This is a genomic window from Caballeronia sp. RCC_10 (assembly GCF_041360715.1).
Taxonomy (GTDB): Bacteria; Pseudomonadota; Gammaproteobacteria; order Burkholderiales; family Burkholderiaceae; genus Caballeronia; species Caballeronia grimmiae.
This window is the reverse complement of sequence record NZ_JBFUPT010000013.1, coordinates 1-23,516: the sequence shown is the minus strand read 5'-3', so window position 1 is coordinate 23,516 and position 23,516 is coordinate 1. Positions and strand designations below refer to the sequence as shown.

The following is a 23,516-nucleotide window of genomic DNA, read 5'->3' as shown; positions in this document are numbered from 1 at the left end:
CGTTGCATCCGGGTACTGTCTCGCTCGAGAGGTGTGGCATGAAACGAATCGATTGCGCGCATCGCGTTTTCGCGGTGCTTCTCGGCATCGCGTCCACTTTATCGATGACCGCGGCGTTGGCCCAGGGTGCCGGAGGCGGAAGTGCGCCTCGCAGGGATCCACCGTTTGTCGCCAGTCCTGAATTAAGCAGGAACACGGCATCGACGATCCCGGGCGCCGCTGCGCTCATCGATGCAACGGACTGGCCGACATTTGGAGTGGATCGTCAGCGCTCCGGGTTCAACGCGGTCGAGCGCGTGCTGAACACCGGCAACGTATCGCAACTACGCGCACACTGGGCCACCGACATAGGCGGTCCCATCACCACGCAGCCGACGCTCGTCACCGGAGTCCAGATCAACGGCAAACCGACCGATGTCGTGTACGCCGCGACGTGGTCGGGCCGAATCGTGGCCCTGAATGCAGCGACCGGCGCGATCATCTGGAGCGTGCAGGCGCCTACGGTGCAAACGAGCTGTGTTAATTTCGACGCCTCGCAAGGCTTCGTGGGCACGATCGGCACGCCGACGCTCGACCGGAACACCAACCGGATGTACGTGGTCACGGGCTACGGCTTCCTGCACGCGCTCGACCTGTCGACGGGCAACGACGTCATGCCGTGGACTCAGTTGCTGGACGCAGCGAACGCTTCGCCGCGGACGATCGTCTTCGGCAGCCCCACGCTGAGCGGCTCCGACATCTACATCACTACCGCCGGCCCATGCGACAGGCGGCCTTACCACGGTCAGATCGTGCGTGTCTCGACGACGAACCTCGCGGTACTGCAAAGGTGGTACACGACCGGCGAGACCGGTCCCGATGGAGGCGGAATCTGGGGTCCGGGCGGTGTATCCATTTCGCCGAACGGCCTATGGATCTACACGGCCACAGGCAACGCCTTTGCGGATGCGCAGAACTCTTCTTACGCCGAACACGTCGTCAGGCTCACGCCCTACCTGACGATCGATGCGGCCAATGCGCCGCCGATCTCGACGACCGTCGACGTGGATTTTGGCGCAACGCCCCTGCTCTTTCAGACCCCCGCATGCCATCCGATGCTGGCCGCGATGCAGAAGACCGGCATACTGCACATCTACGACCGCAATACGCTTGCCGACGGTCCCATCTATTCGTTCCAGATAGGCCGCAGCACCCCGTCGGGAGGTTTCATCGGCTTGCCGGCATTCGATCCGGCGCTCAATCGAATCTATCTGGCGAATCCAGTCGATTCGAGTACGGGACTCGTGCAGCACGGCCTGGTTGCGTTGTCGATTCAGTCGGACTGCTCGGTCGCGATCGCATGGAATCTGCCCGTAGGCGTGAACTCGGCAGGAGCGAACCCGGCAATCTCACCGATCGTCGCGAACGGCGTTGTCTACTACGCCGACGGCATTGGAAGCGAGGTATTCGCCGTCGACGCACAGAGCGGCTCACAGCTTTGGAGTACCAACAATCTGCCCGAGGCGGATCGTGTGACGGGAGGTATCTTCACGTCGCCGACAGTCGTCAACGGGCAGCTCTTCGTTGCGGGCTTCGATCACAAGATTCGTGCTTATGGCTTGTAGCCGGAAACGTGATCGATTCCGTGTTCGTGGACATCGCGGGATTCACCGTGCCTGGTGATTCTGCAGAACACTACGCATCCGATGCACAGGTGGCAGGTACGTGCATAGTTCACTGATTCAGTGACGCAAGCATGCCTCGATGAAATTCGCCGGCGACGGCAGGATCCTGCTGCATTGGACGCTTTGAGCATCTGACGCGACTTTGTCGCTGGTGCTGCCTGATTCGATCGGCGGCAAGCGAATCGTGCGGGCCTTCCGTGAGCTTCTTCGAATGGCCCAACCTGGCCGATAAACGGCCGTTTAACGACCTCGACTACGAAGACCGGCATCTGCCATCGCTCATTCACCGTTCCGCATGATTCGATGGAAAGACACAGACGTTTCCCGACCGATAGACTGGAACATTACTGCCCGCGACGCCGCAATCGTCCACCACCATGCCGATAGCATTACTGCGGGCGTAGGTCAGGCGTTCAGACAGGCTCGTGGCAAGGAGACTGCCCACCATCCGCTCGTGCCAAAGAGGGTAGTAGCTGGGCAGCCATAGCGCCGCCGCGCCATATTTGCCGATCACCCATACCTGGCGGTGAGACATCGCGGGAAACACCTCGCTGCCGACCAGCAGATCCGTCATGCGTGCGGGCGCCGTCGGCAAGGGGCTGCGGTCGTGAAGCCGCATCACCGGCAAAAGGAAGACCGTATCAGGAGGCGTGCTGGCTTTGGCCCAGCTAGCCAGGGCCAGCCAGTCCTCCCGTTTTGCGGCGGCGTATGAATCCCGACGATATTGCTTAACGATCACGGCCACGGTTGCAGCGCTACTCAGCGTTAGAAGCAGTGCCGCCACGATCGGGCTGGCGAGGCGCGTGCCGGGGCGCCAGGCCTTCCGCACCGCTAGCACCGGAAACAGCGCTGCAGCGCCAATGGGTTTGACCACCACCGATAGCACCAGGATGGGCGCCCATAAAAAGCGATCGGCCTTATTCGCCGAGGTCATCCATCGGGTGATGAGGGCTGCGAGCGCAAGTCCGGCCAATATTTGCAGATACGTCGTCGAGCGCAGCAAGTGAAGGTTGAACAGTGTGGGTGAGCTAGTGAGTAGAGGCAGCAGCGCGCCGATTGCCCAGATTGCCAGCATCACACCCGTCAGCGAACATATCAGCCGCGCCGGATCGCGCGGCAACTGCAATGCCGAGCCGATGGCCGTGGCGATAACGATCACGAAGCCAACGTATTGCATGACAGCCAAGTGCATCGCCAGGAAGTGATCAGGCCAGTGCTCGAGCAGAAACACGCGGTAATCGTACTCCGGCCTTCTTCCCAATTCCGGATTGAGCGCGAGGCTGGTCAACACTGGGACGGCCAGCACGACACAGGCTAGCAAGCCAGGCCAGCTTTTCCGCATCAGGAGGCTAAGGCTCAGCCGGTGTTCTCGCCATTGCAGCACGACCATCGTCACCATCAGCGGAGCGAGCCACACAGCCATGAATACGTTGAGGAAAAATACCAGCCCCGCGAGGGCCAGCCCCCAGCCATAGCAGCGGCGCCACACCAGCGAGAGTGCGATCAGGCTCAAGCCGTTGCCCAGTTCCGAGTGGGTGAATTGACCGATAGCGATTCCGCCATCTCCGGCGAAAGATTCGCCGCGCAGCAAGCTGATCACCGCGCTCAGCAGCATAAAGATCAGGGTTTGCGTTCGCCCCTTCAGCCCCAAGACCGCGATCCAGGAGCCAATGCCAGCGAAAAAGACCAGTCGGGAAATGAACAGCCATGGCAGGAAATATTTCAGCACATTGCTGTCGTCAGCGATCCCTACCTGCATCAGCCAAAAACCGGAAGAAAAATAACGTAGCGACTGCATGAAGGCATCATGCGCGAATTGAGGTTCGCGCCACGAGCCCTCCAGGATCGGTAAATGGAAGATGTTGTTATTGCCGATCGTGAAGCCGGTAATCGCAAGGGACAGCGTACTGAGCCCGATTAGCAAGGCCGCCCAACTGCGCCCACTGAGTCCTTCTTGCGCGAACGGAGGCTCACGACTGCTCACCTCTTGCATTGTTTCGACTTGGTCTACTGGCACTATATTTGTCCTCGCAGAGAACGTGGCCAAGCTGCAGCACCGTGGCGACACTTTGTTCCGTTGTTGAGTGGTACCTCTGACTTACTCCTGATTGTCGAACGGAATCGTCATGAATCGCGAAGTCTGCAGCTCCGCCTTACCGAAAGGTATCGCCTGAGACCATAAAAATCACTAACACGAACATTAGTACGGTCGGATTCAATTCAGAGCTTTTAGGTGGAGCCAGGCGAGCAGCCCCCCAAGCCGCGTCGGTCATGTCAGCCGGCACGTCACTACCTCTGTTCTCGGCGTTATAGACGCAATGGAGCGGCGAAGCCAGTCCGTTTGGACCGCCTCACACCAGATGCAGGTCTGCCAGAAGCAAGTTCTGTCTCATCATTGTGCGAGCACTGACTTGGCGAGCAGCGCAGGAACGAATCGTTTCTCAGCACAGCGATTAGAACAATGCGCCATGTCCGACGCATCGTCGAGCGACGCGGTGTCAATCCCGAGAAGGACCACCGGCCGACCTTAACCGATTCTGTTGAGAAACGCTATTCCCGGCCTGGATGGTCGGACAAATTGAAGGGACGGCTCACGACATTCATGCAGCGACGCAAAACCGACTCGAACACATGCCGCAAGGCGTCGCTGTCTCGGAAACGGTCATGCCGGTTCTTCAAAAAAGCTCGAATGGTTAGGCACGGGATCTTTAAGACCAAGCTGACAAAACCAGCGATACGCGTAGCGAGGTCACGGATGCTCTCTCAAGCCGTGACGCTAGAAGTTTCGATCAATGCCGCGCAACACGTGCGTCTGCGGCACGTGATCGTCAAGGTTGAGCGAGTAGAAGAGTTTGTCTTGCGCGCCACCTTGACGACGCATCATAGCGATACGCTCCCGTAACCCAATGCATCATGGGTAGGCAACCGACATCCGATTCGCCGAGTTTTCCGACAGGGTCGGCCGGTAATGGACACTTGCACGTCCAGCCTGTTCCGCCGCCCCTCAGACAGCTTATGCATTACCCGTCCGGAAACCACGTTGCATCTAGTCCAACGAGTCCGCTTCCCCGCCAACAGGGCACTCGGCCTCTTAAATGTCCCATTCCGCCATCGCAAACACCGCATCATCCCCACGCGCGGAAACAATCGCCGACTCCAACCCACGAGCCTGCGTCAGCACAAACTCCGCAAAGCAATGCGCAGTCGCGATCTTCGCCCCGTAAAACCCCGGATCCTCCGCTCGCTTCCGTTGCGCGACGATCAGCGCCCGCGCCATCTGCCACCCCGACAGCACGATCCCCGCGAGCTTCACATACAGCACGCCGCCCCCGAACACCGCACGCGAATCCCGCTTGCCCGCCTCCAGCACATACGTCACGACGTTAGCAAGCGCGTCCCGCCCGTCCGCCAGCCGGCAATGCATCGCGTCGAAGACACGCGCAGCGTTCCCCGCATCGATGGTTTTCAACGAAGCAAGCGTCGCGTCGATCTCCGCCAGCAGCGCCTGCGCCGCCGCGCCGCCGTCGCGCATCGTCTTGCGGCCCACCAGGTCGTTCGCCTGAATCGCCGTCGTGCCTTCATAGATCGACAGAATGCGGGCATCGCGATAAAACTGCGCCGCTCCGGTTTCCTCGATGAAGCCCATCCCGCCATGAACCTGCACGCCAAGGCTCGTCACGTCGATCGCCATTTCGGTGCTCCAGCCTTTCACGATCGGCACGAGGTACTCATGGATCGCGAGATGCCGGGCGCGCGTCGCCGCATCGTTGTCGTGATTGGCGATATCCGCGTGCGCCGCCGCGACATACGCCAGTGCGCGCGCGCCCTCGGTCATCGCGCGCATCGTGCCGAGCATCCGCCGTACATCGGGATGATCGATGATCGCCACAGCCCCCGCGCCGCTGCCATCGACAGGACGGCCCTGTACCCGTTCCCGCGCGTAGGCGGTGGCTTTCTGATAAGCCGCATCCGACAGCGCGACACCCTGCAGCCCCACGCCAAAGCGCGCCGCGTTCATCATGATGAACATGTACTCGAGGCCGCGATTCTCCTCGCCCACGAGATAGCCGATCGCGCCGCCGTTGTCGCCATACTGGAGCACGGCGGTCGGGCTCGCCTTGATGCCCAGCTTGTGTTCGATCGACACGCACTGCACGTCGTTACGCGCGCCGAGTGAACCGTCATCGTTCACGAGAAACTTCGGCACGACAAAGAGCGAGATGCCCTTTACGCCCTCCGGCGCATCCGGCGTGCGGGCCAGCACGAGATGCACGATGTTCTCCGCCATATCGTGCTCGCCCCACGTAATGAAAATCTTGGTGCCCGATATCCGGTATGTTTCGTCATCCTGACGTTCTGCGCGTGAGCGCACCAGCGACAGGTCCGACCCCGCTTGCGGCTCGGTCAGATTCATCGTGCCCGTCCACGTGCCTTCGATCAGCTTCGGCAGATATCGTGCTTTCAATTCGTCCGATCCCGCGATCAGCAACGCCTCGATGGCGCCATCGGTCAGCAGCGGGCACAACGCGAACGAGAGATTCGCCGCGTTCAGCATTTCGATGCACGGCGACGCGATCAGCTTGGCCAAGCCCTGTCCGCCGAATTCCGTCGGGTGACTGATGCCCTGCCAGCCGCCTTCCGCGTACTGGCGGTACGCGTCGCCGAAGCCGGGCGTGGCCTTTACGTGGCCGTCATGCCACGTGCTCGGCCGCTGGTCGCCCAGCGCGTTGAGCGGAGCGATGACTTGGGCTGCGAGCTTCGCACCTTCGTCGAGGATCGCGCCGGCGGTGTCGAGATTCGAATCGGCGAGACCGGGTAGCTGGCTCACGCGTGCGATATCGGCCAGATTCTCGATCACGAACATCATGTCCTTGACGGGAGGGGTGTAGCTCATCGTTGTCTCCGTGTTCGCAGCGCGCATCGCGCCGCACTTGCAAATGTTCAGTGGTTGATTCCACAATTCGATGAAGGGCTAACGTCCTTCGACCTGCGCGCCCAGCAGGAACTCGCGCACGAGCGGCGCAATTTCCTCCGTCCTCGTGATGAGAAACAGATGCCCGTCCTCGATCACATGAAGCGTCGCCCGCCGGATGCGGCTCGCGATCACCCGTGCGTTGACGAGCGGCACGATCGGATCGTCGTCGCCATGCATGACCAGTGTCGGCTGGCGCAACGCGCCGAGCCAGAACAGGCTGCTCCATCCGCATGTCGCCAATAGCTGATACAGGTAGCCGCGGCCGCCCGGCGCCTGAATGTGCCGTCCGTGTTCTTCGAGCAAAACCGGGTCGCGACGATATGCGCCGCCGTAAATCTCCGCGCCGACTTCACGCAGATAATCCGCGTCGCGGTAGCGCCGTGCACCGACCAGCTTCGACAGCACCGACAGCCGCCCCGGCACCATGATGACGCCCGGCGATGTCGCGGCCAGCACGAGCCGCCGGCATCGGACCGGATACAGATACGCGAACTGCTGCGCAAGCGCCCCGCCCCACGACACGCCCAGCGCATCGACCGGGCCGTTGTAGCCGAGCTTCGAGAGCAGCTTGTCGGTGAGCGCGGCGAGCGTCGAGAAGCGATACGGCATGAGCGGCGCAGGCGATCCGCCCACGCCGGGAATATCGAAGATCACAACTTCCACATCGCCGAGCGCCTCGGCAAACGGCCGAATCAGTTCGAGATTCGCGCCGATGCCGTTGAACACCACGAGCGGCGGCGAAGCATCACTGCCACCCCAGACGCCGACGCGAATCTGTTGTCCGTCGATATCGACGGTCCGTATGTTCATCGTGCGCATCGTTGTTATCCGTGTCATGAGCTTCGTGGATCACGCTTCGAGAACATAGCGGCCCGGCGCATCGTCCAGCCGCCGATGCCGCTTGTTGCCGAGCGCCTTCGCCGCCGCGCGGCGTTCGCCCGACCGTTCGGCGAGCCACTCGCGCCAGTCGGTCCACCACGAGTCCGCTTTCGCCGTCGCGCCGGCGAGCCATGCGTCGGCGTCGCCGGGAAGCGCATCGTTATAAAAGAACTTTGCCTTCGCATTGCCGGGCGGATTGATGAGGCTCTGGATATGACCGCTGGAACTCAGCACATAGCGCGTCTTGCCGCCGAACGCGCGAGCCGTGTCGTAGACGCCTCTCCACGGCGTGATGTGATCGGTCATGCCGGCCATCACGTAGGTGTCGCACTCGACCTTCGACAGATCAACCGGCGTGTCGAGTACGGTCAAGGCACGAGGCTTCGTCAGCAGGCCTTGCGTGAAGATATCGAGCAACTGGCCGTGCAGCTTCGCCGGCACACGCGTCGTGTCGTTGTTCCAATAAAGGATGTCGAAGGCAGGCGGCGCTTCGCCCATCAGATAGTTGTTGACCCAGAAGTTCCACACGAGATCGTTGGGACGCATCCATGCAAAGACGCGGCCCATGTCGTCGCCCGACAGCACGCCTTTCGCCTTGCTGTTGCGCTTGGCGATTTCGACGGCTTCCGGCGTCGTGAAGAGTCCGAGCTGTGACGGCGATGCGTTGTCCAGCACTGCAACCATCAGCGTGGCCGCATGAACCGACGTGTCGCCTCGGCTCGCGAGATGGCCGAGCAGCGCGGAGATGGTCATCGCGCCGGAGCACGCGCCGTGCAGATTCACGTCCGCCTGCCCGGTAATGTCGCGCACCGCGTCGATCGCTTCGATGAGCGCGGCGACGTAGGTATCCATGTCCCAATCGCGATGCGTTTCATCCGGATTGCGCCAGCTGACGGCGAACACCTGGAACTCGTTCTCGGCCAGATACTCGACGATGCTCTTCTTTGCGGCCAGATCAAAGATATAAAACTTGTTGATCTGCGGCGGCACGATCAATTGCGCACGCGCGTGAACCTTCGGCGTCACTGGCTCGTATTGAACGAGTTCGAGCACTTCGTTGCGAAACACCACGGCGCCGCGAGACGCGCCGAGATTGCCGCCGACCTTGAACGCGCGCTTGTCGACTTGCGACGGCATGCCCTTGTTGCCGAGCGCATCGCCGAGCATGTTCTTCATCCCGGCGACGACACTCGCACCGTTCGATTCCACCAGCTTCCTCATCGCCGCCGGATTGCCGGCGAGCGTATTCGTCGGGGCCAGTGCGTCCGTCATAAGCGACAGCACGAACTGCGCGCGCTCCTTGCTCGCCTGATCGAGCGCGGAACCTTCGACCAGGCCGGTCAGCGCATCGCGCCACGCGAAGTAGCCGTGCATCGTGGTGCGATACACCGTCTGTTCCCGCCAGGCGGAATCAGCGAAGCGCTTGTCGCCGGGCTGCGGCGCGGACGCTGCATTGCCGACCACCGCCGATGCGAGATCGCGAAACAACGCCGTGGTCTGCCGCATCATCAGCGCGGGATGAAGGACGGCCTGCGCGCCAATCTGTCCTGCCGCTGCGAGCATGTCGACGGGCCGCAGCCCGACGAACGGATTCGGTCCCGGCATGCCATCGGTTGCGCGTGCGGCGATGTCGTCGTTCAAATTCGTCATGTCTGATGCCATTTCTCTGCGCACTCCATCATGCAAGGATCATGACCAGCGTCTCTGCGATGAGGGCGGGCTTGTCCTCGCCTTCGATCTGCAACTCGTTGCCGGTCTTCAAAAGAATTCGCCCGCCGCCTTTTCTTTCGACGGACGTCAGCACGACACGGCTTCGCACGCGTGCGCCGGATTTAACGGGCGTCATGAAGCGCACCTTGTCGATGCCGTAGTTCAGCGCAGCCGATGCATCCGCCGGCACGACGCCCACTTCGATCGCGAGCGCCGCCAGCAGCGAAAGCGACAGATAGCCGTGCGCGATGGTGCCGCCGAACGGGCTTTCGCGCTTCGCACGCTCTTCGTTGAGATGAATCCACTGCGTATCGCCGGTGCATTGCGCGAAGGCGTCGATGCGGGCCTGATCGACGATCACCCATTCCGACACGCCCAGTTCCTGCCCGACGAAGTCTTCGATCGTCGCGACGCGATAGCCGCGCGTCGTCATGCTCATGGCCGTACTCATGCTGATGCTTCCCGTTCGAGCGATTGCGCAAATTGCTCGCGCAGCCGCTTCTTGTTCAACTTGCCGACGCTAGTCTTGTCGAGCTGATCGACGATCTTCACGATTTGCGGCACCGCATACTTCGAGATTCGCCCGGTTTCGCTGAACGCGAGCACGTGATTCCGGATCTCGTCCGCCGATGCAGCGGGCGTAATGCCCTGCTTCAGCACCACGAGGGCCACCGGCCGCTCGCCCCACTTCTCGTCCTTGACGCCTATCACCGCGACTTCTGAGACTGCCGGATAGAGCGAAATCAGGCTCTCTATTTCGAGTGACGACACCCATTCGCCGCCCGACTTGATCACGTCCTTGATGCGGTCGGTGATTTGCAGATAACCGTTCCTGTCGATGCTTCCGATGTCCTGCGTATGCAGATAGCCGCCGTCCCAGAGCGCCGCCGATGCCTCGGGATTCTTCAGATACCCTTGCGTGAGCCACGGCGCACGCACGACGATCTCGCCGCTCGCGCGTCCGTCATGCGCGACATCGGCGCCCTCCTCGTTCACGATGCGCAGATCGACGAGCGGTATCGGCAGACCCGTCTTGCAACGCAGCGCCACTTGCTCTTCGACATCGAGTTCCTCGCTGCCCGGCTTCAGTTGCGCCAGGCTGAGCAGCGGGCAGGTTTCGGACATGCCATAGCCCGCGAAAATGTCGATGCCCCGCTCGAGCGCGGCGCTCGCCAGTCCATGCGGCAGCGCGCCGCCTCCGATGACGACCTTCCATCGGCTCAAATCGACGCTCTTCGCGTCACGGCAACCGAGCAGCATGTGCAGGATGGTGCCGACACAATGCGAGAACGTGACGCCTTCGTCGCGCACGAGTTCGATCAGGCGTTCGGGCACATAGCGGCCGGGATAGACCTGCTTCACGCCCAGCATCGTCGCGATATACGGCATGCCCCATGCGTGGACATGGAACATCGGCGTGATGGGCATGTACACGTCGCCGCGATGAAAGCGTTGCCCGGATGCCGGGCTCGCGAGCGCGGCCATGCCGGTGATCGTGTGCAACACGAGTTGCCGATGCGAGAAGTAGACGCCCTTCGGCAAGCCGGTCGTGCCGGTCGTATAGAACGTCGTGGCGCGCGTGTTCTCGTCGAAATCCGGGAAGTCGTAGGCGGGCTCGCTCGCTGCGAGCATGGCTTCGTATTCGTCGGCGAACGGGATGGTGTGCGCGTACGCTTCGTCGCGCTCGTCGTCGATCAAGATTACGGCCCGCACCGATTCGAGCTGATCGCGTATCGATTCAACCACGGGCAGAAAGTCGCTATGCACGAGCAGGATGTGCGCGCCCGCATGGTTGATCGTATAGGCGATCTCCGCAGGCGAGAGCCGCACGTTGACCGTCTGAAGCACGGCGCCCATCATCGGGATGGCGAAATAACATTCCAGATATCGATGGCTGTCCCAGTCCATTACCGCGACCGTGCTGCCCATCGTCGCGCCGTGGCGCGTGAGGCCATTGGCGAGCCGTGCGATGCGTTCCTGCATGCCGCGATAGGTGAGGCGCGTCGTGCCGCGATAGACGATTTCCTGATCGGGCGCGTGAGCCATCGGCGTATGCAGAAGATGCTTGATGAGCAACGGGTACGCATACGCCGATGGAGCCGCTTCGAACATCTGCTGATTCATGTGTGTTTCCGTGATCTGTTGCATGGGACCGCCGCTCATTGCCCGAAAGGCCGCTTGACCGTCAGCTTGTTTGTGACCGACCTGACGCCGGGCACGCCGCTCGCCAGTTCGGCGGCCTTGCCGATATGCGCCGCGTCGACGACCGTGCCGGTCAGCGTGATGTCGCCGTCCTTCGCGCTGACGCCGATATCGCCTGCGTCGATCGCCTTGTCTTTTGCGAAGGCGGCATAGACGCTCCTGCGCAGCGCGCGGTTTTGCGTTCTGGTCGGCACGGGCGCGCTGGCGGCCGACGCGACTGAAGGCGTGCTCTCCGCTGCCTTTGCTTCGGTTGCCTGAATCATTGCGCCCATCGCCAGAATGACGATCAGGGCCGCACATCGATATGCATTCGGTTTCATTTTTCGCACGGATTGCTCCCGTCAGAAGTTGTGGCGCACGCCGACCATGGCCGCGGTCGTCGATTTTCCCGGCGCCACCGGCTGTCCATAGACGATGGTCTGATTCATCGTTCCGTGGTTGTCGACGTAGCCGACTTGCGCATAAGTGAGCGTGCGCTTCGACAGGCTGTATTCAGTGCCGACCGCGACTTCGCTCGAATGGTTCGTCGAGTTGTTGTTGTCCTTCAGGTAGTAGAACCCCGAGGTGACTTTGAGCACCGGGCTGAAGCGGTAGCCGAGGCCGGCCGCATAGAGGTCGTAGTCCGCGCGACCGGTGTTGGCCGGATTCTTGCCCCGGCTATACGAGCCCGAGACGGAGAAATCGCGGAACGTGTACATCGCGCCGAAGTACATGAAGCGGTTGTTGTTCAGGCCCGTCGGCGCGACGCCGGGCAAGGGGCTCGTGTCGTGTCCGTTGTAATAGACCGCGGACAGATTGAGGCCATAGTTCGAATACTTGAGGACAGCGGATTCGCGCGTGCCGCCCTTGAACTGGCCCGGGACGCCGCCCGGCGCATATTCGAGCGCGACGGACGCCCCGTAGAACTTCGGCGACTCATAGACCAGCGCATTGCTGTCGTACAGCGCGCCAATCGCGGCGTTCGTGCTCGTGCCGCTCCAGCCGGCCACCTGATTCATGCCGAGCCACGCGGTCAGAATGCTGCCGAAGTACTGTGCTCCGCGCACATCCGTGTCGTACATCGCGTAGATCATCGGCACGATCTGGCGGCCCGCGTTGAAAGTGCCGAACGGACCGGTCAGGCCGACCGTCGCGAACTGATTGAATGACGCGGGGACGCCGGGCGTGTCGGAGAGGCCGGACCGGCCGGTGCCGGTATCGAAGCTGCTCTGCAAGCGGAAGTTGAGCTTGTACCCGCCGCCCAGGTCTTCGCTACCCTTGAGGCCCCAGAAGCTCGCGTAGATGCCGCCGTCCTTGTAGCGATACACCTTGCCGAGATTGGGAGCGTTCGGCGCGAACGAAGCCGCAGCCGTGCTCTGATAGAGCAAGCCGGCATCGACCACGCCGTAAAGGGTGACGGAGCCTTGCGCGGATGCGGCGCCGGAACACGCGAGCAGTGCGGCAAGGCATGGAATCTTTCGTTTCATGAGGTATCCATATTGTTCTGGCTTGCACGCGTGCCGGGGTGGCAGCAGTGATGGAGCCGGTCAATCGCGCATCGGGAAAGCGGACCAGAAAGTCATCGCCGGATGGGTCGCTTCACGATCTCGTGAAGTCATGCAGCAAGAATACGGAAGGACCACACAGGCGGCCCCTCTCGCGGCGGGAGGGGGAAGGTGGATTAGCCAGCGGACGTCCGGCGCGCAGTCATTGCGTGCCTTCGAGCAATCCGAGCACGACAGCGCGCCGCACCGCATGTTTGCGCGAGCTGGCGTCGAGCTTGCCGAACAGGTTCTTCAGATGCCACTTGACCGTGCCTTCGCCGATCATCCCCGCGCGCGCGATCTCCTTGTTCGTCAGATTGCGCGCGAGCAGTTCGAGGATCTCGCGCTCTTTCGGCGTCAGCACGACGCTCGGCACGGCGCGCGGTCCATTCGTCTCTCGCCGCGGCGGCCTCATGTTCGGATACGCGGCGGGCGTCCTGTCGATGTCATCGGGCGACGAGGCATCGTCCATGCGCCGCGCCCAGTCCGCGAGCGAAGGATGAGCATCGACGAGCGTGCGGCGCAGGCGGAAAGTCTGCGCGAGATTCATCGCTTCGCGCAGCAGCGCCGCGCCGTCCGCGCCCTCTTCGTGCAGCGCGAACGCTCGTAGCGCCAGGATTTCGATGCGGCATCGGCCCATTTTCATCTCGCCGGCTTGCTGCGCCGCCGCTTCGAGTGCTTCGCGCGCCTGCTGCCAGCTTCGCGCGGCGAGCGCGGCGTCCGCGTGCGCGAGCCGCTGCAACAGCGCGACCGAAGTCCGCCACACCGGCCCGCGGCCGCCTTCGTGCGCGACGATATCGTCGATCCGGCGCACCAGCGCCTGACACGTCTCGATGCGATAGCGGCCCGCGTGCATGCGGACCTGTTCCGCGAGACTCGCGATGCAAAGGCGCGGCTGACGCCGGCTCACGCCGAGCGCGTGCATTGCTTCGAGCATGTCCAGCGCGCGATGTTCGCCGCCGCGAACCACCGCGAGCCGCGCGGCCGTGTGATAGGCGAGGATGACGGCATCCGGCGTTCCGGCGCGTTCGAGCACGTCCATGCGGTTCGACAGAAGCGCTGCCGCTTCGTCGAGCCGGTCGTCCTCGTAGGCGATGTCCGCACACGCCGCCGCGAAGATGCAAGTCATCGGATGCCGCCGGCCGTGCCGGGCCTCGACGCTCGCGAGCGCGGGCCTCAGCACGTCTTCGGCGAGCGCCATCTGCCCTTCCCATAGATAGCTCGACCCGGTGATGTATCCGCCCCATCGCATCAGAAACTCGACACCTTCGCCGTCGTCGGCGGACCGCGGGCGTTGCTGCGCGCGGCGCGCCTGGGCGGGTTCCCCGAGCATCATCGCGCGGGCCGCCAGACGGTTCGCGTGACCCTGCGCGAGCCAGCTTCCTCCTTCGGGCGGCGATTCGGCCCACGGCTCGAAGAGCGCGAGAAAGCGATCGGGTTCATCGGCGAAATAGGCGGCTGCGCTCAGAATCAGCGCGCACTCGTAGCGCAGCTTCACGTCGACAGCCGGGCCGGTCAGGATCTGTTCGACCTGACGCTGGGCCTCGTCGTGGCGCTGCCCGAGCGCGAGCGCCCACGCGGCAGCCAGGCGCAAGCGCGGACGCCGTTCCAGCTCGGGCTTCGGGATCAGCTCCAGCCAGTCGAGCACGAGGCTCAGGTGGCCCTGACGCACCGCTTCGTCCAGGCTGCGCTCGGCGAGTTCGTAGGCGGTCTCGTGCTCGCCCGCCGCGTGCGCGTGGCGCGCGGCCTCTTCGATCATGCCGCGCCCGACGAACCATCGCATTGCGCGTGCATGCAGCGCCTTGCGCTCGCTGGCGGGCATCTGCGCGAAACGCGTGCGCAATGCATCGCGCACGAGCGTATGAATGCGGCACCACGCGCTGTCTTCGACGGTGATGAAAACGGGCGTCTCACGCACGAGGCGCGCAAGCCGGGCCGGCGTTTCGGCGCATTCCGTCAGCGCTTCGCACAGGTCCGGATGCAGCATGTCGACCACGCTGATGCGCGTCAGAAACGCCTCGTCTTGCGCCGATAAATCCGCGATCAACGCACCGACGAGATGCTCGCCCAGTCCGCCCGGCCCGGACGCGATGGTCTCCACGGCCTGCCGGGCGTCCGTGGCGCGCGTCATCGCGGCCACCGCGAGCTGCAATCCGAGCGGCCATCCATCGGTCGCTTCATAGAGACGCGCGCAGGCGTCGGCATCCATCTGCGCGCCGAATCGGTTGCCAATCAGCGCGATTGTTTCGTCGAGCCGGAAGCGCAACGCATCGGGACCGACGAGCGTGGCCTCGCCATAGAGCAGCAAATCGGCCATCGGCGCTTCGAGTCCGCTTCGCCCGGCGACGACCACACGCAGATTCTGCGGCGCGTTATGCAGCAGATACGTGAGCAATTCAGCGCCGGCGGGCGGCAGGCGCTCGGCCTCGTCGATGATGAGCACCACGTCCATCGACAGCACCGCGATTTCCGCAAGCCATGCGGTTGCGCCATCCAGCGTCCCCTCGGACGCGAGCGCGCCGTCGAGCAGCAGCGCGCCGAAGCCCGAACGCGCGCAGCCCGTTTTGACGGCCTGCACGAGCGCGCGCAAGAGCCGCCCCGCGTCATCCCGTTCGTCGGCGAGAAGCCAGGCCACGGCGGACCCGCGCGCCAAATATTCGCGTCGCCATTGCGCGAGCAGCGAGGTCTTGCCGTAGCCCGCCGGCGCTTGAACGAGGGTGATTTGACGGTCGCGATAAGGCGCGGCATCGGCGCTCAATCTGCGCCGCACAAGCAGATTCAGCGGCGCGCGCGGCGCAATGGTCTTCAGGACCAGTTCGGTCGTCAGGGGCGCCGCATCGCTTGTCATGGAAGCCAATGCACGAAGAGGGGTCCGATCGAACACAGCATCGTTCTAATCGATGGGAGGCGTCAACCCCTCCCGCCGTGAGAGGGTCGCGCCGGATCGCGCTCAACTACGATGCAAAGCATGAATTCACGCATCGTCCCACAGCGCATAACCATGTACCAGCATCTGCTCGTCCCTGTCGGCGACACCGACGCGCGCATCGAAGCGATCGGTCATGCCACCGAATTTGCCCATGCGATCGGCGCACGCATCACCTTCCTGCATGTAGCGCCTGCTGGCGGCGACATCGGCGCGCCGCGCTGGCAAACCGACGGACGCGCCCGCGAATGGCTCGCACGTGCCGAAGCCGGCGCTCGTGCGCAGGGCGTTCCGTGCACGTCGATGATCGTCGCGAGCGATGAATCGTTCGACGCGATGATCGCGCAAGCGGAGCGGCACGGCTGCGATCTCATCTGCACGAGCGCGAACACGGCAGGAGCCGGCTGCATCGCGCCAAAACATCGCCAACGCGACGCGCTGCGTCCCGCCGTGCTGTGTTGCGAAACAGACCAGCGCCCCGCCGTGGTGGCTTCGATCCGCGCGCTGCTGCACGCGCATCGCATGCTCGCCGACACGCTGCACGAGTGTCTCGACACGGTGCGCATGGAGCGGACTCGCGGCGCGCTTGCCTCGGCTGAAACGATGCGCGAGACCGTCCGCAGGATAAACCGGCTATCGGCGGGCGGTGCGCACCTGAAGCAGAAGGCTGCGATCTTCAAGCGCCTTCGCAAGCGGACATCGCGCGTGAACGCCGAACTGGCCGAACTCGACCGGCTGCATCAGCGCGATGACGAGATGCTTGGCGAACTCGCACGAATGATCGGACGAGACTCGCAGGACTCACCGAAGCCCGAGCTTTTCGAAGCGACGCTCGACGCCTATGCGCGCATCGTCCACGAATGGATGGGCCGCGAACAGGGCGTAATCCTGCCGGCGGCACGGCGTTACCTGAGCTATGCGGACTGGGCCGAAATCGACTGGCGATTCAACTCGGCCGGCCTCTCAGACGAGGTCACGAGAAACGACATGACGGGCGGCGCATACGGCCCGCGCGCATCGAAAGATTGAACAGACTAAACGGAGATACAACGATGGCACACGCAATTCGCTTCCACGAAACAGGCGGCCCTGAAGTTCTGCAATGGGAAGAAGTCGCAGTCGGCAAGCCCGGCCCCGGCCAGGTGCGGCTGCGTCACGAGGCCGTGGGCCTCAACTTCGCGGATACCTACTTTCGCTCGGGACTGTATCCCGTGCCGCTGCCCGCGGGCATGGGCGTCGAAGCCGCAGGCGTCGTGCAGGCGCTTGGCGAAGGCGTCGACAGCGTGCGCGTGGGCGATCGCGTGACCTACACCGGGTTCGTCAATACGCTCGGCGCATACAGCACCGAACGTCTCGCGCCTGCTGCCGCGCTGATCCGGCTGCCGGGCGATATCGAATGCGCTACCGCCGCCGCGATGACCATGCGCGGCCTCACCGCGTCGTATCTGATGCGCCGCATTCACGCGTTCAAGGCAGGCGATTCGGTCCTGCTCCACGCGGCCGCCGGCGGCGTCGGGCTGATCGTGTCGCAATGGGCGCGGCTGCTCGGCGTCACGGTGATCGGCACGGTGTCGAGCGAAGCGAAAGCCGAGATCGCACGCGCTCACGGCTGCGCGCATGTCATCGACTACAGCCGCGAAGACGTCGCCAAGCGCGTGCGCGAACTGACGGATGGCGCGGGCGTGGACGTGGTGTTCGACAGTGTCGGCAAGGACACCTTCGACGCATCGCTCGATTCGCTGAAGCGCCGCGGCCTGATGGTCTGCGTCGGCACGGCATCGGGTCCGGTTCCGCCGTTCAATCCGCAGTTGCTCGCGATGAAAGGCTCGCTGTATCTCACTCGCCCGGCGCTCGCCGACTACATCGCCGATCCCGCCGAGAAGAACGAGCTCGCAAGCGAACTCTTCGGCCACGTGGCCAGCGGGCGCATCCGCATCGAGATCAATCAGCGCTATGCGTTGCAGGATGCCGCGCAGGCGCATCGCGATCTCGAGTCGCGCAAGACCACCGGCTCATCCATTTTCGTCGTGTAAGGAGATACAGATGCGCGTCGAACCACTTACCTGCTCCATCGGAGCCGAACTCACCGGCGTCACTCTCGCCGATGCGATTCACGACGACGGCCTCTTCGCCGACATCCGCGCCGCGCTGCTCGCGCATCGCGTGCTGTTTCTGCGCGATCAGGACATCACGCGCGCCGAGCACGTCGCGTTCGCGCGACGCTTCGGCGAACTGGAAGATCATCCGGTTGCGGGCAGCGATCCCGAGCATCCGGGGCTCGTGCGGATCTACAAGAACCCCGAGCAGCCTAACGACCGCTACGAGAACGCGTGGCATACGGATGCCACCTGGCGTGCGGCGCCGCCGTTCGGCTGCGTGCTGCGTTGCATCGAGTGCCCGCCCGTCGGCGGCGACACGATCTGGGCGAACATGGTCCTCGCTTACGAGAATCTGCCCGCGCACATCAAGACGCAGATCGCCGACCTTCGGGCGCGCCACAGCATCGAAGCCAGCTTTGGCGCGGCCATGCCGATCGAAAAGCGCCACGCACTGAAGGCTCAGTTCCCCGATGCCGAGCATCCGGTCGTACGCACGCACCCCGAGACCGGCGAAAAGACGCTCTTCGTCAACGCATTCACGACGCACTTCACGAATTACCACACGCCCGAGCGCGTGCGCTTCGGCCAGGACGCGAATCCGGGTGCGGGCCAGCTGCTGAGCTATCTGATCAGCCAGGCGTACATCCCCGAATACCAGGTCCGCTGGCGCTGGAAGAAGAACAGCATCGCGATATGGGACAACCGCAGCACGCAGCACTACGCGGTGATGGACTACCCGCCCTGCCATCGGAAGATGGAGCGCGCAGGGATCATCGGCGACGTGCCTTATTGATTCGAAACACGCCCTCGCATCGCAACGAACGCCCGACTCTCTTTTTTCATTGACACTGGAGTAACACATGCAATTCCTCGACGATTCCCTGCACCCCGAGAACCAGGACAAGGTCGTAATCACGGTCGCGCCGTATGGCCCGGAGTGGATGCCGTCCGACTTTCCGGAAGACATTCCGGTGACGATGGACGAGCAGGTTGAGAAAGCGGTCGACTGCTACAACGCGGGCGCAACCGTCCTGCATCTGCATGTGCGTGAACTCGACGGCAAGGGCTCCAAGCGCCTGTCGAAGTTCAACGAACTCATCGCCGGAGTGCGCGAAGCGGCGCCGGACATGATCATTCAGGTCGGCGGCTCGATATCGTTCGCGCCGGAAGACGACGGTCAGGCGGCCAAGTGGCTGTCCGACGATACGCGCCACATGCTCGCCGAACTCGATCCGAAGCCCGATCAGGTGACGGTCGCGATCAACACGACGCAAATGAACATCATGGAGCTGCTGTATCCGGCGTATCTGGAAGGCACGTCGCTCGCGCATCCGATGTATCAGGCGGCCTACAGTGAAATGACCGTGCCTGCGGGCCCGGCATGGGTCGAGGAGCATCTGAAGCGCCTTCAGGCGGCGAACATTCAGCCGCACTTCCAGCTTACCGGCATCCATGCGCTCGAAACGCTCGAGCGACTCGTGCGCAAGGGCGTCTACAAGGGACCGCTGAATCTCACGTGGATCGGCATCGGCGGCGGCTTCGACGGCCCGAACCCGTTCAACTTCTTCAACTTCGTTCACCGTGCGCCGGACGGTTGCACGCTGACCGCCGAATCGCTGCTGAAGAACGTGCTGCCGTTCAACATGATGGCGATGTCGATGGGCCTGCATCCGCGCTGCGGCATCGAAGACACGATCATCGATCAGCACGGCAATCGCATGACGTCGGTGCAGCAGATCGAGCAGTGCGTGCGCGTCGCCCGTGAACTGGGGCGCGAGATCGCCACGGGCAAGGAAGCACGCGCGATCTATCGCATCGGCGTGCAGTACGAAACCGTCGACCAGACGCTTGCCGCGAACGGCATGTCGCCGAATCGCACGGCCGGTCAGGTCAATCTTCCGCTGCGCGCAGCCTGAAACCGGTGATGCGGACGTCGTCCGCATCGTTGAATGAACCGTCCACGGCGCAACCAACAAAGGGTCCCTGCGTTCAACGCATGACAAAGACTCGCGCCGGACATCGGAGGAGACAATCTTGGATATCCATTGCATCCAGCAGCAAACGGGCGGCGTCCGCGCCGTCACGGCCGCCTCGCGCAAGTACGCGTGGGTGGTGTTCGCATTGACCTTCGGCCTGCTGCTATCGGACTACATGTCGCGGCAAGTGCTGAACGCCGTGTTTCCGCTGCTCAAGCACGCGTGGGGCCTGTCCGACACGCAACTCGGCTCGCTGAGCGGCGTCGTTGCATTAATGGTCGGACTCCTGACGTTTCCGTTTTCCGTGCTGGCAGACCGCTGGGGCCGCGTGCGCAGCCTCATTCTGATGGCGACGCTCTGGAGTCTCGCGACGCTCGGCTGCGCGATCGCCACGGACTACGGCGAAATGCTGCTGGCCCGCGCGTTCGTGGGTCTCGGCGAGGCGGCGTATGGAAGCGTGGGCATCGCGCTGATTCTCAGCATCTTTCCGGCGCACCTGCGTTCGACACTGACCGGCGCATTCATGGCGGGCGGCGCGTTCGGTTCCGTGCTCGGCATGGCGCTGGGCGGCTTCGTCGCGGTGCATCTGGGATGGCGGGCCTCGTTCGGCGCGATGGCGTGCTTCGGCTTCGTGCTGGTGATCGCCTACCTGTTCGTCGTGTCGGACAAACGCATCGCCGCGCGCTTTCCCGATGCGCCGTCCAGGAAGCGGCACGCGAGCGGCATGCGAACGAGCCTGCGTGCGCTGCTCGCCGGCCTGTTCTCGACGGTCTCGGTGGTCTGCGCCTATCTCGGCAGCGGCTTGCAGCTCTTCATCATGGGCGCGGTGATCGCGTGGATGCCGAGCTTCCTCAATCGCTATTACGCGCTGCCCGCCGATAAGGCCGCCGCGGGCGCTGCGGTGTTCGTGCTGCTGGGCGGCGTCGGCATGGTCGTGTGCGGCGTCGTGACGGACCGCCTTTGCCGGAATGCGCCCTCCCGCAAGTGGATGACGTCGATCGCCTATTGCCTAAGCTCGGCGGTGTTGCTGTCCATCAGCTTTCGTCTGGATGCCGGCGTGATGCAGCTCGTGTTGCTCGGCGCGGGGATTCTCGTCGTGGCGGGCACGTCCGGGCCGGCCGGCGCGATGGTGGCCAACCTGACGCCGGCGGCGATTCACGCTTCCGCCTTCGCGACGCTCACGCTCGCCAACAATCTGCTCGGCCTCGCGCCCGGCCCGATCGTCACCGGGGCGATTGCCGATCGCATCGGTCTGCTGGGTGCGCTGCAAATCGTTCCGCTCGTGAGTATCCCGGCGATGCTCGCGTTCGCCATCGGCAGATCGAGATACGCGCGCGACCTGGACCGCATCGACGCACTGCGCGGCGCGGCGGTGACGAAATGAACATCACCTACGGGCAATCAGACATGACCATGACTTCGACTCCCACGATTCTCATCGTTCCCGGTCTGCGCGATCACGTCGACGATCACTGGCAGACGCTGCTGGAACGCCGGCTGCCGAACGCGCACACGGTGCCGCCGCTCACGCACGGGAAGCTCGACTGCGCAGCCCGCGTCGCCGCGCTCGATGCCGCCTTCGCCAGGATCGACGGCCCGGTAGTGCTCGTCGCGCACAGCGCAGGCGTAATGATCGCCGCGCATTGGGCGCAACGTCATCCGCAGCATCAGCGACGGATTCGCGGCGCGCTGCTCGCCACGCCGCCCGATTTCGACGTGCCGCTGCCGGACGGATATCCCACGCCGGACATGCTTCGGCAGCACGGCTGGCTGCCCGTTCCGCACGTGCGCTTAGGCTTTCCTAGCATCGTCGCCGCGAGCAGCAACGATCCGTTGGCAGCCATCGAGCGCGTCGCGGAACTGGCGAAGGCATGGGGCAGCCGCTTCGTCGATATCGGCGCGGCCGGTCATCTGAATCCCGCTTCGGGATACGGCGAGTGGCCGCTCGCCGACGAGTTCATCGCCGAGCTGTGTCTCGAGCCATTGCATCACCGTTACGCATAACCATCAGGAGAAGCACGAATGTCTGAACTCACCGCCAACGCCGGCATTGACGCGGCAGAACAACAACCGGCTACGTCATCCGGCACGCCTGTCAAGGCATCGCCGGCTACGCCGGTGCGGACATGGGCGTGGGGTTGCACCCGCGAGCCGTACGACTGGATGGACGGGCACACGCCATCCGGCGCGCTGGATTCGTGGCGAAGCTGAAGGAAGCGGCCATGACGCGAACCATTCCCATCGCTCACGCCCGCGACATCGCGCCCGGCTCTCGCAAGCTCGCATTCGTCGATGGACGCAGCGTCGTGCTGTTCAACATCGAAGGCGTGATTCACGCAATCGACAACGCGTGTCCGCACAACGGCGCATCGCTTGCCAATGGCCGTCTCGATGGACGCATCCTGCAATGTCCCGCGCATGGCTTGCGCTTCGACCTCGTGTCGGGATGCATGGTCGGTGCGCCCGATGTGTGCCTGACGAAACTGTGTGTCGAAGGCATCGAGTAGAAGGAGAGAGAAAGTGATCAAGCAACATCGCGAACAGACGAGTCCCGGCGCGGCGTTCCGCGCCGCCGTCGAAACGAATCCGCCGCTGCAAGTGGTCGGCGCGATCACCGCCTACGCGGCGAAGATGGCCGAAGCGGTCGGTTTTCAGGCGCTGTATCTGTCGGGCGGCGGCGTGGCCGCAAACTCGCTCGGCATGCCGGACCTCGGCATCAGCACGATGGACGATGTGCTGACCGACGCGCGCCGCATCACCGATGCGACGAACCTGCCGCTGCTCGTCGATATCGACACCGGCTGGGGTGGCGCGTTCAACATCGCGCGCACCATCCGGTCGTGCATCAAGGCGGGCGTGGCGGCGGTGCATCTCGAAGATCAGGTCGGGCAGAAGCGCTGCGGGCATCGTCCGGGCAAGGAAGTGGTGCCGATGGCGGAGATGGTGGATCGCCTGAAGGCAGCGGTGGATGCACGCACCGACGATAGTTTCGTCATCATGGCGCGCACCGATGCCGCCGCTTCCGAAGGCATCGATGCGGCGATCGAGCGCGCGATGGCTTACGTCGAAGCCGGCGCGGATATGATCTTCCCTGAAGCGATGATCTCGCTCGACGATTACCGCCGCTTCAAGTCCGCCGTGCGCGTGCCGATTCTCGCCAATCTGACGGAGTTCGGCTCGACGCCGCTCTTCACGACCGATGAACTGCGGGATGGCGGCGTCGATATCGCGCTCTATTGCTGCGGGGCGTATCGTGCGATGAATGCGGCCGCGCTGAACTTCTATGAAACCGTGATGCGCGACGGCACGCAAAAGGCCGCGGTCGAAACGATGCAGACGCGCGCCGATCTCTACCAGTATCTCGGCTATCACGCCTACGAAGACAAGCTTGATAAGCTCTTCGCGGCGAAGAATTGACTCAAGTTCCGGAGACGAATCGAATGAGCGAAGCAGACAACAGCAAACCGAACAGCGACACGTTCAAACCGAAGAAATCCGTCGCGCTGTCCGGCGTGACGGCGGGCAATACCGCGCTGTGCACGGTCGGCAAGACCGGCAACGA

The 23,516-nt window shown here is 63.4% G+C and carries 19 protein-coding genes and 2 pseudogenes; 11 read left to right on the top strand and 10 right to left on the bottom strand.

Features of this window, described 5'->3' with window-relative positions:
- Nucleotides 1–257 precede the first annotated feature (257 nt).
- Nucleotides 258–1,604, top strand: a complete 1,347-nt coding sequence (locus AB6804_RS21360) for a PQQ-binding-like beta-propeller repeat protein (protein ID WP_370888153.1) — start codon at nt 258–260, stop codon at nt 1,602–1,604.
- A 343-nt stretch (nt 1,605–1,947) separates the two neighbouring features.
- Here the strand turns inward: AB6804_RS21360 and AB6804_RS21355 are convergent, their stop codons facing one another.
- The 10 genes and pseudogenes from AB6804_RS21355 to AB6804_RS21310 all read right to left on the bottom strand — a co-directional run bounded on the left by AB6804_RS21355 (nt 1,948) and on the right by AB6804_RS21310 (nt 15,801).
- Nucleotides 1,948–3,657: a hypothetical protein gene (locus tag AB6804_RS21355; protein ID WP_370888152.1), complete on the bottom strand. Its 1,710-nt coding sequence runs from the start codon at nt 3,655–3,657 to the stop codon at nt 1,948–1,950.
- Between the two features lie 608 nt (nt 3,658–4,265).
- Nucleotides 4,266–4,548 (bottom strand): annotated as a pseudogene (locus AB6804_RS21350) (transposase); the annotation flags it as partial.
- Nucleotides 4,549–4,755: 207 nt separating this feature from the next.
- Entirely contained in the window at nt 4,756–6,558 is a 1,803-nt protein-coding gene (locus AB6804_RS21345; RefSeq protein WP_370888151.1) for an acyl-CoA dehydrogenase, read from the bottom strand.
- A gap of 78 nt (nt 6,559–6,636) precedes the next feature.
- Nucleotides 6,637–7,449: a poly(3-hydroxyalkanoate) depolymerase gene (gene phaZ, locus AB6804_RS21340; protein WP_370888150.1), complete on the bottom strand. Its 813-nt coding sequence runs from the start codon at nt 7,447–7,449 to the stop codon at nt 6,637–6,639.
- A gap of 39 nt (nt 7,450–7,488) precedes the next feature.
- Nucleotides 7,489–9,168 (bottom strand): alpha/beta fold hydrolase, encoded by a 1,680-nt coding sequence (locus AB6804_RS21335; RefSeq protein WP_370888149.1) that lies wholly within the window; start codon nt 9,166–9,168, stop codon nt 7,489–7,491.
- Nucleotides 9,169–9,196: 28 nt separating this feature from the next.
- Entirely contained in the window at nt 9,197–9,661 is a 465-nt protein-coding gene (locus AB6804_RS21330; protein ID WP_370888271.1) for a MaoC family dehydratase, read from the bottom strand.
- Nucleotides 9,662–9,675: 14 nt separating this feature from the next.
- Nucleotides 9,676–11,352, bottom strand: coding sequence for a fatty acid--CoA ligase (locus AB6804_RS21325; protein WP_370888148.1), 1,677 nt, complete (start codon nt 11,350–11,352; stop codon nt 9,676–9,678).
- Nucleotides 11,353–11,387: 35 nt separating this feature from the next.
- Nucleotides 11,388–11,750 (bottom strand): BON domain-containing protein, encoded by a 363-nt coding sequence (locus AB6804_RS21320; RefSeq protein ID WP_370888147.1) that lies wholly within the window; start codon nt 11,748–11,750, stop codon nt 11,388–11,390.
- Between the two features lie 21 nt (nt 11,751–11,771).
- Entirely contained in the window at nt 11,772–12,896 is a 1,125-nt protein-coding gene (locus AB6804_RS21315; protein ID WP_370888146.1) for a porin, read from the bottom strand.
- Nucleotides 12,897–13,116: 220 nt separating this feature from the next.
- The gene (locus AB6804_RS21310) at nt 13,117–15,801 is read right to left on the bottom strand and encodes a LuxR C-terminal-related transcriptional regulator (RefSeq protein ID WP_370888145.1); all 2,685 of its coding nucleotides are present in this window, start codon (nt 15,799–15,801) and stop codon (nt 13,117–13,119) included.
- A 120-nt stretch (nt 15,802–15,921) separates the two neighbouring features.
- On the opposite strand from AB6804_RS21310, the gene AB6804_RS21305 reads away from it, so the two are divergent.
- From AB6804_RS21305 to AB6804_RS21260, 10 genes and pseudogenes are all read left to right on the top strand, one after another.
- Entirely contained in the window at nt 15,922–16,908 is a 987-nt protein-coding gene (locus tag AB6804_RS21305) for a universal stress protein (protein ID WP_370888144.1), read from the top strand.
- A 23-nt stretch (nt 16,909–16,931) separates the two neighbouring features.
- Complete coding sequence (locus AB6804_RS21300; protein WP_244796328.1) at nt 16,932–17,912, top strand: quinone oxidoreductase; 981 nt, start codon at nt 16,932–16,934, stop codon at nt 17,910–17,912.
- 10 nt (nt 17,913–17,922) lie between these two features.
- Nucleotides 17,923–18,771, top strand: a complete 849-nt coding sequence (locus tag AB6804_RS21295) for a TauD/TfdA dioxygenase family protein (RefSeq protein WP_370888143.1) — start codon at nt 17,923–17,925, stop codon at nt 18,769–18,771.
- A 67-nt stretch (nt 18,772–18,838) separates the two neighbouring features.
- Nucleotides 18,839–19,894, top strand: coding sequence for a 3-keto-5-aminohexanoate cleavage protein (locus AB6804_RS21290; protein ID WP_370888142.1), 1,056 nt, complete (start codon nt 18,839–18,841; stop codon nt 19,892–19,894).
- Nucleotides 19,895–20,012: 118 nt separating this feature from the next.
- Nucleotides 20,013–21,338: an MFS transporter gene (locus AB6804_RS21285; protein WP_370888141.1), complete on the top strand. Its 1,326-nt coding sequence runs from the start codon at nt 20,013–20,015 to the stop codon at nt 21,336–21,338.
- A 23-nt stretch (nt 21,339–21,361) separates the two neighbouring features.
- Nucleotides 21,362–21,958 (top strand): RBBP9/YdeN family alpha/beta hydrolase, encoded by a 597-nt coding sequence (locus AB6804_RS21280; protein WP_370888270.1) that lies wholly within the window; start codon nt 21,362–21,364, stop codon nt 21,956–21,958.
- A gap of 18 nt (nt 21,959–21,976) precedes the next feature.
- On the top strand, nt 21,977–22,165 hold the full coding sequence (locus AB6804_RS21275; RefSeq protein WP_370888140.1) for a hypothetical protein: 189 nt from the start codon (nt 21,977–21,979) through the stop codon (nt 22,163–22,165).
- Between the two features lie 11 nt (nt 22,166–22,176).
- A complete protein-coding gene (locus AB6804_RS21270; protein ID WP_370888139.1) occupies nt 22,177–22,461 on the top strand; it encodes a Rieske (2Fe-2S) protein in 285 nt (94 codons plus the stop codon).
- Between the two features lie 13 nt (nt 22,462–22,474).
- Nucleotides 22,475–23,371 carry a methylisocitrate lyase gene (gene prpB / locus AB6804_RS21265; protein WP_370888138.1) on the top strand — a complete coding sequence of 299 codons (897 nt, stop codon included), beginning with the start codon at nt 22,475–22,477 and terminating at the stop codon, nt 23,369–23,371.
- Between the two features lie 23 nt (nt 23,372–23,394).
- Nucleotides 23,395–23,516, top strand: a pseudogene (locus AB6804_RS21260) (2-methylcitrate synthase); the annotation flags it as partial.